Raw genomic sequence first — 15,655 nt, 5'->3', positions numbered from 1 at the left:
CCCGATACATGAGCCGGTTAGCTCTTTCGCCACGCGGTCCGCTCAGGGTACAGTGTCGCCTCCGACCGATTCAGTGTTGCCTTCAGCAAGAGGTACCCGCATGACTTTCGCTATCGACCACCCGATCCGCTGGGGCGACATGGACGCCCTGGGCCATCTTAACAACACCCTCTACTTCCGCCTGTTTGAAGAGGCACGGGTACAGTGGTTGGCGGAGATCGGCTCAGATTTCACCAACAGCGATCAGGGGCCGGTGATCGTCCACGCCGCCTGCGACTTCCTCTATCCGGTGGTATACCCGGCTACCACCCGGGTCAGTATCACCGTGGAGGAGATCGGTCGCAGCAGCTTTGTGCTGGCCCATCATCTGAGCACCGTTCAGCACCCCGAGCGCACCTTTGCCGAAGGCCCCTGCAAAGTGGTCTGGATCGATTACAAACAGAATCGCTCAATCCTTCTACCCGATTCGATTCGCCAGAAGCTCGAGCATTACCGCCGGGAGCAGTAGCCGTGCTGGATAAACTCTTCGGCCGCAATCGACTGGCTCGGGCCATCGCCGACGATGACCTGACGCTGCTGCTGAAAGCGATCCGTGCCGGTGAACCACTGGATCAGCCGCTCGTGCTGAATGACCAGAGCACAACGGCACTGCAACACTGCCTGCGCCTGTTCCGAACTGAACTGCTCGCCAAACTGCTTGAGGCCGGCACTCCCTTGCCTGATCAAGCTTCGGAGCGAGCTTCACTACTGTGCCAGGCGATCAGCTCCGGTCCCGCGGCGTTGGAACTTAGTACCATTTTGCTGCATAACGGTATCGACCCTAATTCGGACGATGGCCGAGCGCTGTTTGACTGCCTGCAACTGGAAGACGCTAACCAGATCAACCTGCTGCTGAATCGATTGATTCAATACGGCGCCGAGCTAAACCAACACCGGCGCGAGCAACAGGGGCTGCTGACGACACTGCTGCTCCAGCAACGACCACTCGCCGAACAGCAGCTGCTCTGCGGCATGCTGATCCAGGCTGGAGCCGAGCTGCCTGAACAACTTGACCTGCTCGACTGCAGCGACGAAATTAAAGCCTTTGCCCGACGCCAAGCCGAAGACGTTGCGATTCGTCAGCGCCTCTCCGGCTCGCCGCTGGGATGACACGACAAACTCTCAGACCCGTGATCGTAAGGAGCTCACTATGTCCACGACCCAACCCGGCATTCTGGACCCGCTTCCCAGCCAGGCCCGTTACCTGACGTTCAACCTGCTACCCGGTACTGATCCCGCCGCCCTGAAACAATGCCTGCAAAGCCTGACACCGGACCAAGGCCTGGTCGTCGGCCTCGGCACCTCGCTGATCAACGCGATGGAAGGCTATATCAGCGGTATGAAGCCCTTCCCCAGCCTCTCCAACCAGGGCATCGACATCCCCTCTACCAACCGTGCCCTCTGGCTCTGGCTCCGGGGAGACGATCGTGGCGAACTGCTGCACCAGCAGCGTGATCTGTGCCGACAACTGGCCGACTGCTTTGAACTGACCCAAGCGGTCGACAGTTTTCTGCACGCCGACGGTCACGACCTGACCGGTTATGAGGACGGCACCGAAAACCCGGAGGGCGAAGAAGCGGTCCAGGCCGCCTTCAGCCGCCAGCCCCATCTCGAAGGCTCCAGTTTCGTCGCCGTGCAGCAGTGGGTCCACGACTTCAATCGCTTCGAGGCCATGAGCACCGAACAGCAGGATGACTGCATCGGCCGTCGCCGCAGCGACAACGTCGAATTTGAAGGCTCGCCCGAGTCAGCCCATGTCAAACGCACCGCTCAGGAGAGTTTCACCCCCGAAGCCTTCGTCCTGCGTCGTTCCATGCCCTGGAGCAGCGACCAGGGAGCAGGCCTGATGTTCGTCGCCTTTGGCCACTCACTGATCCCATTTGAGGCCCAGTTGATTCGCATGATGGGGCTGGAAGACGGCATCACCGACGCCCTGTTTAAGTTCACCCGACCGGTAACCGGCAGCTACTACTGGTGCCCGGCATTGGCGGACGGCAAGCTGGACCTGAGTGCGCTGGAACACTGACACCCGATCCAAGGAGAAACCATGTATATCGCCATGAACCGGTTCCGGATCAAGCCCGGCTGTGAAGCGGATTTCGAGCAGATCTGGCGCCAGCGCGAAACCTTTCTGGATGAAGTCGACGGCTTTGTCAGTTTCAATCTGCTGCGGGGCCCCGGCAGCGACGAGCAGACCCTCTACGCCAGCCATTCGGTCTGGCGTGATCGTCAGGCATTCGCAGACTGGACCCGCTCCGAAGCGTTCCGCAAGGCCCACGCTCAGGCCGGCGCCTCACGCAAGGATGTTTTCCTGGGCCCGCCCCAGCTGGAATGTTTCGAGGCGGTACTTTGAGCGCTCCAACAATCGATAATCTTGCGGAACTGACCCCGGGTCATCCGCTCGTCGATGGCCCGGCCGATGCTGAGATCCAGTTGCTGCTGGCCCACGGTGCCGGTGCCGGCATGGAACACGAGTTCATGCAGGCGATTGCCGAAGGCTTGGCAGCCCGTGGCATTCGAGTGATTCGATTCGAATTTCCCTACATGCATCGGCGGCGAGTCGACGGTAAGAAACGTCCACCGGACCGGATGCCGAAGCTGCTCGATAGTTACCAGCGTCGGTTCGAACAGCAATTGTCACAACTGCCCGCCGGCAGCCGGTTGTTTATCGGGGGTAAATCGATGGGGGGCCGGGTGGCGTCAATGCTGCCTGCCCAGTTGGTTGAGCAACAACCGGATGGCGCAACGCTGCCCGCCGGTGTGATCTGCCTCGGCTTTCCGTTCCATCCTCCCGGTAAGCCGGACAACTACCGTGGCGAACATCTGGCAAGCACCCCCTGCCCGACTCTGATCGTCCAGGGAGAACGGGATACTTTTGGAACACGACAGGAGCTCGAAAGCTACAACCTGGGGGACCGCGTCGAGGTTTCCGTGCTCGAAGACGGCGACCACAGTTTCAAGCCCCGCAAGGCCTCGGGCACAACACTGGAGCGTAATCTCGAGCAGGCGATCGAGACGATGGTGACATTTTTCCACAACGACTTGCAGAAAAATCATCCATAAAAAAAATTGACTCGATTGATAAATCTATGTCTATACTGAGCCAACGACGAATTACAGAGGCGACCCGAAAAGAATGCGTTTACTCCTGGCTCTGCTGATCCCCTGGTTGCAGTTTTTCACCATCGGCAGACCTTTTGCAGGCATCATCTGCCTGCTGCTGCAGATCACCCTGATCGGCTGGATTCCCGCCGCCATCTGGTCTGTTTACGCATTGAGTCAGTACAACACCGACAAGAAGATCGCCGAAATAGTTTCCGACCGCTGAGGCCCTTTGGAGCCGCCAGTGATCAGAAAGGGAGAACGGAGCCCTCGCTCAGCTGAGGACTCCGTTCTTTTTTTATGGGTAGGAAAACTTTTTCTCCCTCAACGCCGGACCGCCACGGCAATTCCAGCCTGACCGCCCCCGCCTCCAAATTCTCAAATCAAATCCAGCGATAGAAGCCTGTACGGAAAGCCAGGGCGCGAAGAAGCTAAGCCAAGCAACCGGACGGAACGGAGCAAGCCGATCAGTCCGGTGCCGAGTCGATTAGTCCTGGCCTTCGAGGAAGCTGGGGTCGAGCTTGAGATCAACGTTGGAGTTCACTCCGACACCCCGTGATTTGATATCTTCGGCGATCGACTTGGCCTCATCGAGCGAATGCATCTGATAGGTGCCGCACTGGTATTCGTTCAGCTCCGGAATCTGATTCTGCTGCTCCACCTTCAGCACATCATCCATGGCCGCCAACCAGGCCGCTGCAACCTTACTCTCATCCGGGGTACCGATCAGGCTCATATAAAAACCGGTGCGACAGCCCATCGGCGAAATATCGATGATCTCCACCTGATCACCATTGAGATGATCACGCATAAAGCCGGCGAACAGATGCTCCAAGGTGTGGATTCCCTTTTCGCTCAGAATCTCTTCATTGGGGCGGCAGAAGCGCAGATCAAAGACAGTGATGGTATCGCCACCCGGGGTGGTCATCGTCTTAGCCACCCGCACCGCCGGTGCATTCATACGAGTGTGATCGACGGTAAAACTATCCAGCAACGGCATCTTGTTTCCTCGGTTAGTTCACCAACTCCAGGATGAGCTGGTGTTTGATTAGTTAGACTCCATCCCCAGGCGAGGGATATCGATTTTGGGACAGCGATCCATCACCACGTCGAGCCCGTACTCCTGAGCATGACGCGCAGCCTGGGCATGGATGACCCCCAGCTGCAGCCACAGCACCTTGGCACGGATACGAATCGCCGCATCGGCTATCTCCGGCACCGCATCGGAGCGGCGGAACACGTCGACCATATCGATCTGCAACGTATCGGGAATATCATCCAGCTGGGCATAGACCCGCTCCCCCAACAGCTGCTCACCGCGACCGGCAGGATTGACCGGTATGACCCGGTAACCCTGGCGCTGCAGGTAAGCCATCACCCGATGACTGGCTCGATGAGGCTTCGGGCTGGCTCCGACCATCGCTATCGTCTTTACCGAGGTCAGAATATCCCGCAGATAGGAATCATCGTAGTGCTGCGCCATAGCTCTCTCCGTTGAATAGCTTCAATCCGGCTTACCGCACACCGGGCAGTCCGGATCCTTACCCAAGTTTAAACTACGCCACTCCAAATATTTGGCATCAAGCAGCAACAAACGCCCGACCAGCGAACGCCCGAAGCCGGTGATCACTTTCAGGGTTTCCAGCGCCTGGGTGGTACCGATCATACCGACCAACGGCGCAATCACGCCACTGTCGGCACAGGTCAGCGCGGCATCGTCACCGCCATCCGGAAACAGACAGCGATAGCAGGGGCTGTTCGGGTCCCGGCTATCGAACACATTGACCTGCCCCTCCAACCGGATCGCCGCGCCGGACACCAGCGGTGTCCGCTGCCGGACACAGGCTTCATTGATCGCAAAACGGGTGACGAAGTTATCGCAACAATCGACCACCACATCGGCGGCAGCCACCTGGTCCAGCAGCTGCTGCCCTTCAAGGCGCTGGTTCAGCGTCGTCACCCGAACATCCGGGTTGATCTGCAGCAGCTGATCACGGGCCGATTCGACCTTGGGTCGGCCGATATCGTCCTGACCATGGGCAATCTGCCGCTGCAGATTACTCAGATCCACCTCATCGAAGTCGCTAAGCACCAACTCACCGACACCCGCCGCCGCCAAGTAGAGCGCGACCGGCGATCCGAGGCCTCCGAGCCCGATCACTAATACCCGCGCCGCCAGCAGTTTTTCCTGACCGTCGACATCGACCTCCGGCAACATAATCTGCCGGCTGTAACGCAACAGCTGCGCATCGTTCATCATGGTTGTGCATCTCCTGTATTCGACTCTCCCGTCAGTGGAAGCTGCCCGACGGTGGCCCGCTCATGCCCGGCCAGGTCACGATGGGTCTCTACCTGCTGATAACCGGCCCGACGCAACAGCTCACGCACCGGCTCACCCTGCTCGAAACCGTGCTCGAACATCAACCAGCCACCAGGATTGAGGTGATCGAGCGCCTGCTCGGTGATGGTCTGAATATCGGCCAATCCCTGCTGCGCCGCCACCAGGGCACTGCTCGGTTCAAAGCGGACATCCCCCTGGCTCAGATGCGGATCGGTGGCATCGATATAGGGTGGGTTACTGATGATCAGATCGAAACGGCCGGACAGCGGTTCACACCAGCTGCCCCGGAGCACCTCGACATTCATCAGCCTCAAGCGCTGTCGGTTGCGTTCGGCCAATGCTGCGGCGTCAGGACTGAACTCGACCGCACTGATCTGCCAGCCAGGCTGCTCGGAGGCCAGCGCCAACGCAATCGCACCGGTGCCGGTCCCCAGGTCCGCAACCCGTAAAGTAGCGGTTTCGCATTGCTCGCCGAGCTGCTCACCCACTTTCAAAGCCAGCTCGACCAGCTGTTCGGTCTCGGGTCGGGGGATCAGGGTTGAGCTGTTCACCTCCAGCGTCAGAGTCCAGAAATCCTGCTGCCCCAAAATATGGGCGATGGGCTCGCCGTCGAGGCGGCGTTGCAGCAGCTGTTCAAATTGTTGCTGCTGTTCGGGACGGAGCGATCGTTTCGGCCAGGTATAGAGATAGCTGCGCGGCTTATCCAGCACAGAGCAGAGCAACAACTGCAGATCGAGTTCCGGGCTGTCGGAAACGGCTTTCAGCTCAACCGCACGCGCCAGTTGCTCAGCCAGGGTCAGTGAAGAAGACACCTTGATGGCCCGGGGTCAATCGCCCATGGCCGCCAACAGCTCGGCCTGGTGCTCCTGGATCAGCGGATTGATGACCGCGTTCACATCACCTTCCATCACCTCGGCCAGCTTGTAGAGGGTCAGGTTGATTCGGTGATCGGTAACCCGACCCTGCGGGTAGTTGTAGGTACGGATCCGCTCGGAGCGATCGCCGCTACCGACCAGGCTCTTGCGGGTATCGGCCTGGGCCGCGGCCTGCTGCTCCTGAATGCCTGCCAGAATCCGGGCACTGAGCAGCGACATCGCCTTGGCGCGGTTCTTATGCTGCGAACGCTCTTCCTGGCACTCGACCACGATGCCGGTCGGAATGTGGGTAATCCGGATCGCCGAATCGGTCTTGTTGACGTGCTGACCACCGGCGCCGGAGGCGCGGAAGGTATCGACCCGCAGATCGGCCTTGTTGATCTCCACCTCTTCGGTGGTCTCGGCCTCCGGCATGATCGCGACAGTACAGGCCGAGGTATGAATCCTGCCCTGGGATTCGGTTTCCGGGACCCGCTGTACCCGGTGGGCGCCGGACTCGAACTTCAGTCGTGAATAAACATCTTTGCCCACCACCCGGGTGATGATCTCTTTGTAGCCGCCGTGCTCACCGGCATTTTCGCTGATCACCTCTATCCGCCAACCCTGCTGTTCGGCGTACTTGGAGTACATCCGGAACAGATCGCCGGCAAAGATCGCCGCCTCGTCGCCACCGGTACCGGCACGGATCTCGAGGAAGGTGTTGTAGCCGTCGTTGGGGTCTTTCGGCAGCAGTAGCCGCTGCAGCTCGTCTTCCAGCTCAGTCAGACGCTGCTGGCCGTCGGCGATCTCCTCTTCGGCCATCTCCTTCATCTCCGGATCGGCCAGCATCTCTTCCGCCTCGGCAAGATCCTGCTGTACCTGCTGGTAGTCACTGAAGCTCTGCACCACCGGCTCCAGCTCAGCGTACTCCTTGGACAGGTCACGGAAACGGTTCTGATCGCTGATCACTTCGGCATCACCGAGCAGGGCGGCCAGTTCTTCGTAGCGATCTTTCAGGGTATCGAGCTTGGTCAGGATTGAGGCTTTCATGGCGTTCTTCGAGGAATGTGGGACGGAGTCGGTAGCCTACTATACAGCTACCGCTCAAAGGTATCAGGCTGGCGTCTAGTCGTTATCGACAGCCAGCTCGAACAGTTCGTGGGTCAGTTCCAGCATCTCCACCCGGCCTTGGGCCATGGCGTTTTTCATCTGTACGCTGGGGGAGTGAATCAATTTGTTGGTCAGGCCGCGGGCCAGCTGCTGCATCACTTGAGCCGCATCCTTGCCGTTTTCCAGCTGCTTGAGCGCTTTTTCCAGCTCCAGATCGCGAACCGACTCGGCTTTGGTGCGCAACGCCCGGAGGGTATCGGTAGCCCCCAGCGAACGCAGTTGGTGCATAAATTCACGGGCACCCTGCTCCACCAGTGCTTCGGCCTCCTTGGCCGCGTTTTCGCGGGATTTGACGTTCTCTTCGATCACCTCACGCAGGTCATCGACGGTATAGAGGTAGACATCCGACAGTTCGCTGACCTGGGGCTCGATATCACGCGGCACGGCGATATCAACCATGAACATCGGCTTGTGCTTGCGCGCCTTCAACGCCCGCTCGACCGCGCCCTTGCCCAATATCGGCAGCGGACTGGCGGTGGAGGAGATCACGATATCCGCATTGACCAGCTCATCCGGAATATCCGACAGCAGCACCGCTTTGGCCTGGAACTGTTCGGCCAGCGCCTGGGCACGTTCGAGCGTCCGGTTGGCGACCACGATCTGCTTGATGCCGGCCCGGCTCAGGTGCTGTGCAACCAGATCGATGGTTTCACCGGCGCCGATCAACAGTGCGTTACTCTTGCTCAGATCGGTGAAGATGTGCTGCGACAGACTCACGGCGGCATAGGCCACCGAAACCGGGTTTTCCCCGATCGCGGTCTGGGTGCGAACCTTTTTGGCAATCGAGAAGGTATGTTGGAACAGGCGACCCAGCTCGGCATGCAACGACTTGGCCGAGTTAGCCACCGCGTAGCTGGACTTCAATTGCCCGAGGATCTGGGGCTCACCCAGCACCAACGAATCCAGCCCGCTGGCAACCCGCATCATATGGCGCGCGGCATCCTCATCCCAGTAGGCATAGCTACAGGATTCCAGCTCTTCGAAGCTGAGACCGTGAAAACCACCCATCCACTCCAACAAGGCCCGGCTGCCTTCAAGAGACGCCGAACAGTAAAGCTCGGTACGGTTGCAGGTCGACAGGATGGCAACTTCCTTCAGACCAGCCTGGTCGCAGGCACTGGAAAGGGCCTGCTCCATCTGCTCAGGAGCGAAAGCCACCTTTTCACGCACTGAAACCGAAGCGGTTTTATGGTTGATACCTAACGCAAGTAACGCCATTTGAGCGAGTTAAACTCCAACTCCCAATAAAACAGGGGCGGACAATAATACACGCTGATGATCTAGGGATTAAGTCATTCCGCGCAATTTGACCGCTAATTGATATTCGCCACGGTAATTTAACATCCACCGCAGTAATACCGCTCAATCCGTTGTCTACAACCGCAGAAAGACGGATAAAGATCTGACCACAGGTTCGCAACCTAACCGATCTCAAATTCGAGTAGCGACAGTCCTGAGTCAATAGGCCGTCTATTCTGAGTGTATAGTGCAGTTAGCACATTGATAAAAGTCAGGAATGCTCAAAACCTGACAACCTAACCCGAACGCCCTTATAGTTAGTGCGAGCATGATGCTCGTGAGAATCAGCAAAGGCAGCCGCAGCCCCTATGAACGCCGTGTTAAAACCCTATTTCCGCCCTCTCGGATTAAGCCTCGCCCTGGCCCTGCTCAGTGCCTGCAGCCTGCAGCCCAGCCAACCCGTGGTTCAAGCCAAGGCTGAGCAGCAAGCGCCGAGCCGGATCGACCCCCAACCCAGCGGCAGCTTTAAAGGTGCGACCCTCTATGCCTTGCTGGTGGCCGAGCTGGCCGCCAACCGTGGTCTGCCCCAGGTCACCCTGCATAACTACCTGCGCGAAGCGGAGCGGACCCAGGACATCAATATCGCCCGTCGCGCCACCCTGCTGGCCCAGCATTACCGCGACTCCAACAGCCTGCTTCAAGCGGCGCAACTGTGGCACAAACTCGAGCCGGACAACCCTCGCCCCGCCGGACTGGCCGCCACCGAACTGATTCGACGGGGTCAGCTGGAGCAGGCCAAACCGTTACTGGCCAGCGCACTGAGCAGCAACTCGCTGGCCACCGTCGACGCCCTGGCCGAGCGCAGCCAGCGGATGGGATCCGATGAACGCGGTGCCTACCTGGCGCTGATCGATCAATTGCTGCAGCAGCAGCCCGACCACCCTCATCTGCTCTACGCCAAAGCCAGCCTGCTACGCCATAACCCTCACGGCGGTGACGGCGGCGATGAGAACCAAGCCCTGGCGCTGGCCCAGCAGGCCTTGAGCCTGGATCCGGAGTTTGATCGCGCGATCCTGCTCGAAGCGGATCTGCAAGCCCGCAGCGGTCACCTGGATACCGCGCTGGGACATCTGCGCGAAGAGCTGAACAAGCGCGATCATAAGCAGATCCGCACCCTCTACACCCGCCTGCTACTGCAAAAAGGACAGACCGAAACGGCGATCCAGCAGGGCAACCTGCTGCTCGAAAACCACCCCAACGATCACAACCTCAAGTTCTATCTCGGCGCCCTGATGCTCGAGTATGACCTGATCGATTCCAGCAAGGCGTACTTCACCGCCCTACACCGAGCGGTGGGACCCAATTCGACGCTGCACTATTATCTGGGACGCATCGCCCATGAGCAGGGCGACAAAGCCCTGGCCCTGGATCACTTCAGCAAGATCGGCAAATCCAACTACCTGGTTGCCGGCATGGCCGAAGCCGCCAAGATGCTCGACAGTCCCGACGACGCCCCCACCCTGATCAAGCTGTTGGACAACGCCCGCACCCTGTCGCCGGATCGTAGCGCCACGCTGTTTGCCCTCGAAGCCCAATGGCTGACCGAACGCGACCTGCAAAGCCGCGCCTTGGAAACCTACGGTCGCGGCCTGGAGCAACACCCCGATGACACCCAGCTGCTATACAACCGCGCCATGCTCAGCGAGCAGACCGATGATCTGGTACAGATGGAGATCGACCTGCGTCGCTTGCTGGAGCTGGAGCCTGACAACGCCACGGCGCTTAACGCCCTGGGCTACAGCCTTACCGATCGAACCGACCGCCATGATGAAGCGCTGCAGCTAATCCGTCAGGCACTGAAGCTCAAGCCCGACGATCCGGCCATTCTGGACAGCATGGGATGGGCCCACTACAACCTTGGTGACTACCAGTTGGCACTGGAGTATCTGCTGCGCGCCTACCAAAGTTTTCCCGACCCGGAGATCGCCAGCCACCTGGGCCAGGTTTACTGGAAGCTGGGCCAGCCGGAGCAAGCCCGCCAGATCTGGAACGAGGCCCTGCAGCGGGATCCGGACAGCGAACTGATTCTTGACGCCATGCGCCGGGCCGAGCAGCAATGAATGCCATCCGTCTGACCGCACTGGCACTGATAGCGCTGCTGGCTGGTTGCGGTGTCCAACCGCAACCGCCCGCCATCGAACCCGGTCCGTTATTGAGCTGGCAGGAACGCAGCCAACAACTGATGCCGCTAAGCCGCTGGACCGTGCTGGGCAAGGTCAGCATCCGCAACGGCGACCGGCGCGATTCCGCCAGCCTTAACTGGTCCCAGAACCTGGACCACTACCGCATCTTTATGGCAGGCCCGCTGGGGCAGGGTGCCGTCAACATTGAGGGCTCCGAACGGCTGGGGATCACCCTGGAGGTCAGCGGCGAGGGTCGTTATCACGCCGACTCACCCGAACAGTTGCTGCAGCAACGCCTGGGCTGGAGCGTGCCGGTCAGTCAGATGCCCTACTGGATCCGCGGCTTACCGGCGCCGGAGCAAACCCATATAAAAGTACTGGATGACCGCAACCGGCTCGAACGGCTACTCCAGGGCGGTTGGGATATCCGCTATCTGGGCTACCAACATCAGCAGCAAACGAACCCGTCGACCTCGGATCCATTCGACCAGACCGGGCTTCTACTACCCCGTAAGATCGAACTCCGTCGGGGCAACGATCTGCGTCTGCTGATGGTGTTCAAACAGTGGCAGCTGGAACCGACCCTGAACGCCGAAAACAGCTGATCATTAGCCACCTGGGCAGCGGTTCGCCAGCGCCGCTGTCACGCTCAAAAAACCACCGCTTTCCAATTGACACAACCTGATCCATCTAGGAGAATACGCCGTCTTTAAAAACGGCCCTGGCCAAATTTTGTCCAGACCGAACAGTTGGGGTATCGCCAAGCGGTAAGGCAACGGGTTTTGATCCCGTCATGCGCAGGTTCGAATCCTGCTACCCCAGCCATCTTATTTAATACGGTACTCCCACAGCCCCCATCTTCTGCCCAAAGGTGTCCATCGTGTCAAAACTCATGGTCTTTACCGGAAACGCCAATCCGGAGCTGGCTGACAAGGTTGTCAAGAAGCTATGTATTTCACTGGGAAATGTCACTGTCGGACAGTTCAGTGATGGTGAAATCGCTGTGGAACTGAACGAAAACGTTCGCGGCAAGGATGTCTTCATCATCCAGTCCACCAACGCGCCGACCAACGACAATCTGATGGAACTGATCCTGATGGCCGACGCCCTGCGCCGCGCCTCGGCAACCCGGGTTACCGCGGTGGTTCCTTACTTCGGTTATGCCCGCCAGGATCGTCGCCCCCGTTCAGCCCGAGTACCGATCAGCGCCAAGGTTATCGCCAGCATGATGGCCAACGTCGGTATCGACCGCGTTTTGACCGTCGACCTGCACGCCGACCAGATCCAGGGCTTCTTCGATATCCCGGTGGATAACGTCTACGGTTCCCCGGTACTGCTGAGCGCCATCGAAGCCCAGAACTACGACAACCCGATCGTGGTTTCACCGGACGTCGGCGGTGTAGTTCGCGCCCGCGCCGTGGCCAAGCAACTCGACACCGATCTGGCGATCATCGACAAGCGTCGCGAGAAGGCCAACGAATCCCAGGTTATGCACATCATCGGTGATGTCACCGGCCGTACCTGTGTTCTGGTCGACGACATGTGTGACACCGCCGGCACCCTGTGCAAGGCTGCCGATGCCCTGAAAGAACATGGCGCCGCCAAGGTTGTGGCCTACGCCACCCACCCGGTTCTGTCCGGCAACGCCATCAAGAACGTCAACAACTCCAGCCTCGACGAGCTGGTTGTGACCGACACCATCCCGCTAAGCGAGGATGCCAAGGCCTGCGATCGTATCCGCCAGCTGACCCTGTCAGACCTGCTGGCCGAATCGATCCGTCGGGTCTGCAATGAAGAATCCATCAGCGCGATGTTCCTGCAGTAAGCAAACAGCCCGCTGAACACCACGCCTGTCCGACTAACCGGCACAGGCGATAAGCCACGCTGTGAACCTCTGGTCGCAAGAGCTCACAGCCTTAACTGAAAGGAAGACAACATGTCTGAATTTACTCTGAACGCCCAAGCCCGTAACGACCTGGGGAAAGGTGCGAGCCGCCGCCTGCGTCGTGAAGCTGGCCTGATTCCTGCCGTTATCTACGGCGGCAAGGAAGAGCCGCAGTCCATCACCCTGGAGCACAAGGCGATCATCAAAGCCGCCGAGTCCGAGTCCTTCTTCTCCAGCCTGCTGACCCTGAGCGTCGACGGTGCCGAGCAGAAAGTTATCCTGAAGGACCTGCAGCGTCACCCGGCCAAGCAGCTGGTACTGCACGCTGACTTCCAGCGCGCCGTTAACGGCGAAACCTTCACCATCACCGTTCCGCTGCACTTCATCAACGAAGACAAGTGCGCCGCGATCAAGCTGGGTGGTAAGGCATCTCACATCGTTAACCAGGTTGAAATCGCCTGTACTCCGGAAACTCTGCCTGAGTTCCTGAGCGTTGACATGCAGAACGTTGAAGTTGGCCAGATCGTTCACCTGTCCGACGTTCAGCTGCCGGAAGGCGTTGAAATCCCTGCCCTGAAACTGGGTGCGGACTACAACCAGCCGGTTGCTACCATCGCTCGTAAGCGCGGCAAGTAAGCCTCGCTTCACGCGCTGACGACACGGCCTCTGTATTATGACCGAGCAGGTCAAATTGATTGTCGGACTGGGTAACCCCGGTACCAAGTACGATCAGACCCGCCATAATGCAGGGGCCGAGTTGGTTGAGCAGCTGGCCGACCAGCTGCACAGCCCGCTGAGCCCCGAGAAACGTTTTCACGGGCGCTACAGCAAAGCCCGCCTCGACGGTCACGAACTTCATCTCCTCGTCCCCACCACCTTTATGAACCTGAGCGGCCAGGCCGTGCAGGCACTCGCCAGCTATTACAAGATTCCGGTCGAGTCGGTACTGGTGGTCCACGATGAACTGGATATCCCCCCGGGATTGGCCAAGCTGAAAAAAGGCGGCGGCCACGGCGGCCACAATGGTCTGCGGGATATCATCCAGAAGTTCGGCGGCAGCAACGCCTTTCTACGCCTGCGGATCGGCATCGGCCACCCCGGCAATGCCAAGCTGGTACACAGCTTTGTGCTGGGACGTGCGCCGAGCAGCGAACGCAACCTGACCCAAGCCGCCATCGACGAAGCCCTGGCCTGCCTGCCGATACTGCTACGCGACGGCCTGACCAAGGCGATGACCCGGCTACACAGTTTGAAACCCTAAGTGGGTTTCAAACCCTGAACAGTTTCAAGCCCTGAGCCCCGCTCAGCGCACCCTTTTCAACGGCCTGCAACGACAGGAATAACCACAGGATCAGATCATGGGATTTAATTGCGGAATCGTCGGCCTGCCCAACGTCGGCAAATCGACCCTCTTCAATGCGTTGACCAAAGCCGGTATCGGTGCCGAAAACTTCCCGTTCTGTACCATCGAACCCAACGCCGGCGTGGTGGCGATGCCCGATCCGCGGCTCGACAAACTGGCCGCAATCGTCAACCCACAGAAGGTGATCGCCACCACGATGGAGTTTGTCGATATCGCCGGTCTGGTGGAAGGCGCCTCCAAGGGCGAAGGCCTGGGTAACAAGTTCCTGGCCAACATCCGTGAGACCGACGCCATCGCCCATGTGGTGCGCTGCTTTGAAGATGAAAACGTTATCCACGTTGCCAACCAGATCGATCCGTTGGCCGATATCGACATCATCAACACCGAACTGGCGCTGGCCGACCTGGAATCGGTCGAAAAGCAACTGGACAAGGTTCAGCGCGTTGCCAAGAGCGGCAACAAAGACGCCCTGAAAACCAAAGCCATTCTGGAGAAGCTCAAAGAGCCTCTTGAGCGCGGCGAGCCGGTCCGCTCGGTCGAACTGAGCGACGATGAACGCAAAGAGATCAAATCACTGAACCTGCTGACCATCAAGCCGACCATGTATATCGCCAATGTCGACGAAGACGGCTTCGAAGACAACCCCCATCTCGATCAGGTCCGCGAGCTAGCCGCCAAAGAAGGCGCCGGAGTGGTCGCCATCTGCAACAAGCTCGAAGCGGAGATCGCCGAGCTGGATGACGAAGAGCGCAACGAGTTCCTGGCCGAACTGGGGATGGAAGAGCCGGGGCTGGATCGGGTTATCCGCGCCGGCTACGGCCTGCTCAACCTGCACACCTACTTCACCGCCGGGGTTCAGGAAGTCCGCGCCTGGACCGTCCGCAAGGATGCCACCGCCCCGGAAGCTGCCGGCGTTATCCACACCGATTTCCAGAAAGGCTTTATCCGTGCCGAGGTCACCGCCTACGATGACTTTATCGAGCACAACGGCGAACAGGGCGCTAAAGAGGCCGGTAAATGGCGCCTGGAAGGTAAGGACTACATCGTTAACGATGGCGATGTGATCCACTTCCGCTTCAACGTTTGATCAGGGTTTAACCAAGCCCTAAAAAAGTTTAAAAACTTTTACAAAGAGGTGTTGACACTACCCCGGCTTCAGGGAATAATTCGCGCCTCATTCGGCGGCTATGTAGCTCAGTTGGTTAGAGCACATCACTCATAATGATGGGGTCACTAGTTCGAATCTAGTCATAGCCACCACTTCTTCCGGTTCTCTTAACCGAAAGAGATTGAAGACAACAGACTAACTTTTAGCGACCGTCTTCACCATTGCTGGGGTATCGCCAAGCGGTAAGGCAACGGGTTTTGATCCCGTCATGCGCAGGTTCGAATCCTGCTACCCCAGCCATCTTCATTCCTCACACCCAAGCATTAATAGTAATGAAGCTATAGCCTTCGAACCTGCGCAGGTTTGAGCCG

The 15,655-nt window shown here is 58.9% G+C and carries 18 protein-coding genes and 3 tRNA genes; 15 read left to right on the top strand and 6 right to left on the bottom strand.

What is annotated here, in order from left to right; all coding sequences use genetic code 11:
- Nucleotides 1-100: 100 nt before the first annotated feature.
- The 6 genes from ACO05M_RS05665 to ACO05M_RS05640 all read left to right on the top strand — a co-directional run bounded on the left by ACO05M_RS05665 (nt 101) and on the right by ACO05M_RS05640 (nt 3,367).
- Entirely contained in the window at nt 101-508 is a 408-nt protein-coding gene (locus ACO05M_RS05665) for an acyl-CoA thioesterase (RefSeq protein ID WP_421868742.1), read from the top strand.
- Nucleotides 509-510: 2 nt separating this feature from the next.
- Nucleotides 511-1,149: a hypothetical protein gene (locus ACO05M_RS05660; protein WP_421868740.1), complete on the top strand. Its 639-nt coding sequence runs from the start codon at nt 511-513 to the stop codon at nt 1,147-1,149.
- Nucleotides 1,150-1,189: 40 nt separating this feature from the next.
- Nucleotides 1,190-2,065 (top strand): Dyp-type peroxidase, encoded by an 876-nt coding sequence (locus ACO05M_RS05655; protein ID WP_421868738.1) that lies wholly within the window; start codon nt 1,190-1,192, stop codon nt 2,063-2,065.
- 21 nt (nt 2,066-2,086) lie between these two features.
- Nucleotides 2,087-2,392 (top strand): antibiotic biosynthesis monooxygenase family protein, encoded by a 306-nt coding sequence (locus ACO05M_RS05650; protein ID WP_421868736.1) that lies wholly within the window; start codon nt 2,087-2,089, stop codon nt 2,390-2,392.
- The gene (locus ACO05M_RS05645) at nt 2,389-3,102 is read left to right on the top strand and encodes an alpha/beta family hydrolase (protein WP_421868734.1); all 714 of its coding nucleotides are present in this window, start codon (nt 2,389-2,391) and stop codon (nt 3,100-3,102) included. The genes ACO05M_RS05650 and ACO05M_RS05645 overlap by 4 nt, the downstream gene beginning before the upstream one ends.
- A gap of 73 nt (nt 3,103-3,175) precedes the next feature.
- On the top strand, nt 3,176-3,367 hold the full coding sequence (locus tag ACO05M_RS05640) for a YqaE/Pmp3 family membrane protein (RefSeq protein ID WP_421868732.1): 192 nt from the start codon (nt 3,176-3,178) through the stop codon (nt 3,365-3,367).
- Nucleotides 3,368-3,628: 261 nt separating this feature from the next.
- Here ACO05M_RS05640 and luxS read toward each other — a convergent pair whose 3' ends face one another.
- From luxS to hemA, 6 genes are all read right to left on the bottom strand, one after another.
- On the bottom strand, nt 3,629-4,141 hold the full coding sequence (gene luxS, locus ACO05M_RS05635) for an S-ribosylhomocysteine lyase (protein ID WP_421868730.1): 513 nt from the start codon (nt 4,139-4,141) through the stop codon (nt 3,629-3,631).
- A gap of 48 nt (nt 4,142-4,189) precedes the next feature.
- A complete protein-coding gene (locus tag ACO05M_RS05630; protein ID WP_421868728.1) occupies nt 4,190-4,624 on the bottom strand; it encodes a CoA-binding protein in 435 nt (144 codons plus the stop codon).
- A 21-nt stretch (nt 4,625-4,645) separates the two neighbouring features.
- Nucleotides 4,646-5,401 carry a HesA/MoeB/ThiF family protein gene (locus tag ACO05M_RS05625; protein WP_421868726.1) on the bottom strand — a complete coding sequence of 252 codons (756 nt, stop codon included), beginning with the start codon at nt 5,399-5,401 and terminating at the stop codon, nt 4,646-4,648.
- Nucleotides 5,398-6,294 (bottom strand): peptide chain release factor N(5)-glutamine methyltransferase, encoded by an 897-nt coding sequence (prmC, locus tag ACO05M_RS05620; RefSeq protein ID WP_421868724.1) that lies wholly within the window; start codon nt 6,292-6,294, stop codon nt 5,398-5,400. The genes ACO05M_RS05625 and prmC overlap by 4 nt, the downstream gene beginning before the upstream one ends.
- A 15-nt stretch (nt 6,295-6,309) precedes the next feature.
- Nucleotides 6,310-7,386, bottom strand: coding sequence for a peptide chain release factor 1 (gene prfA, locus ACO05M_RS05615; protein ID WP_421868722.1), 1,077 nt, complete (start codon nt 7,384-7,386; stop codon nt 6,310-6,312).
- Nucleotides 7,387-7,461: 75 nt separating this feature from the next.
- Nucleotides 7,462-8,724 carry a glutamyl-tRNA reductase gene (gene hemA / locus ACO05M_RS05610; protein WP_421868720.1) on the bottom strand — a complete coding sequence of 421 codons (1,263 nt, stop codon included), beginning with the start codon at nt 8,722-8,724 and terminating at the stop codon, nt 7,462-7,464.
- Nucleotides 8,725-9,113: 389 nt separating this feature from the next.
- Here hemA and ACO05M_RS05605 point away from each other — a divergent pair, with 389 nt between their 5' ends.
- From ACO05M_RS05605 to ACO05M_RS05565, 9 genes are all read left to right on the top strand, one after another.
- On the top strand, nt 9,114-10,865 hold the full coding sequence (locus tag ACO05M_RS05605; RefSeq protein WP_421868718.1) for a tetratricopeptide repeat protein: 1,752 nt from the start codon (nt 9,114-9,116) through the stop codon (nt 10,863-10,865).
- Nucleotides 10,862-11,533, top strand: a complete 672-nt coding sequence (gene lolB, locus ACO05M_RS05600) for a lipoprotein insertase outer membrane protein LolB (RefSeq protein WP_421868716.1) — start codon at nt 10,862-10,864, stop codon at nt 11,531-11,533. Before ACO05M_RS05605 ends, lolB begins: the two co-directional genes overlap by 4 nt.
- Before the next feature lie 145 nt (nt 11,534-11,678).
- A tRNA-Gln gene (locus ACO05M_RS05595) sits at nt 11,679-11,753 on the top strand.
- Between the two features lie 55 nt (nt 11,754-11,808).
- On the top strand, nt 11,809-12,753 hold the full coding sequence (locus tag ACO05M_RS05590) for a ribose-phosphate pyrophosphokinase (protein WP_421868714.1): 945 nt from the start codon (nt 11,809-11,811) through the stop codon (nt 12,751-12,753).
- A gap of 111 nt (nt 12,754-12,864) precedes the next feature.
- Complete coding sequence (locus ACO05M_RS05585; protein WP_421868712.1) at nt 12,865-13,449, top strand: 50S ribosomal protein L25/general stress protein Ctc; 585 nt, start codon at nt 12,865-12,867, stop codon at nt 13,447-13,449.
- Between the two features lie 37 nt (nt 13,450-13,486).
- The gene (gene pth, locus ACO05M_RS05580) at nt 13,487-14,074 is read left to right on the top strand and encodes an aminoacyl-tRNA hydrolase (protein ID WP_421868711.1); all 588 of its coding nucleotides are present in this window, start codon (nt 13,487-13,489) and stop codon (nt 14,072-14,074) included.
- A 97-nt stretch (nt 14,075-14,171) separates the two neighbouring features.
- Entirely contained in the window at nt 14,172-15,263 is a 1,092-nt protein-coding gene (gene ychF / locus ACO05M_RS05575) for a redox-regulated ATPase YchF (protein ID WP_421868709.1), read from the top strand.
- 96 nt (nt 15,264-15,359) lie between these two features.
- Nucleotides 15,360-15,436: transfer RNA gene (locus ACO05M_RS05570), tRNA-Met, on the top strand.
- Between the two features lie 73 nt (nt 15,437-15,509).
- Nucleotides 15,510-15,584, top strand: a tRNA-Gln gene (locus tag ACO05M_RS05565).
- Nucleotides 15,585-15,655: the final 71 nt, after the last annotated feature.

Origin of the sequence: Motiliproteus sp. (assembly GCF_965230735.1) — a bacterium.
Lineage (GTDB): Bacteria > Pseudomonadota > Gammaproteobacteria > Pseudomonadales > Balneatricaceae > Motiliproteus.
The sequence above is the reverse complement of the archived record's forward strand: the minus strand, read 5'-3'. Positions and strand labels throughout refer to the sequence as shown.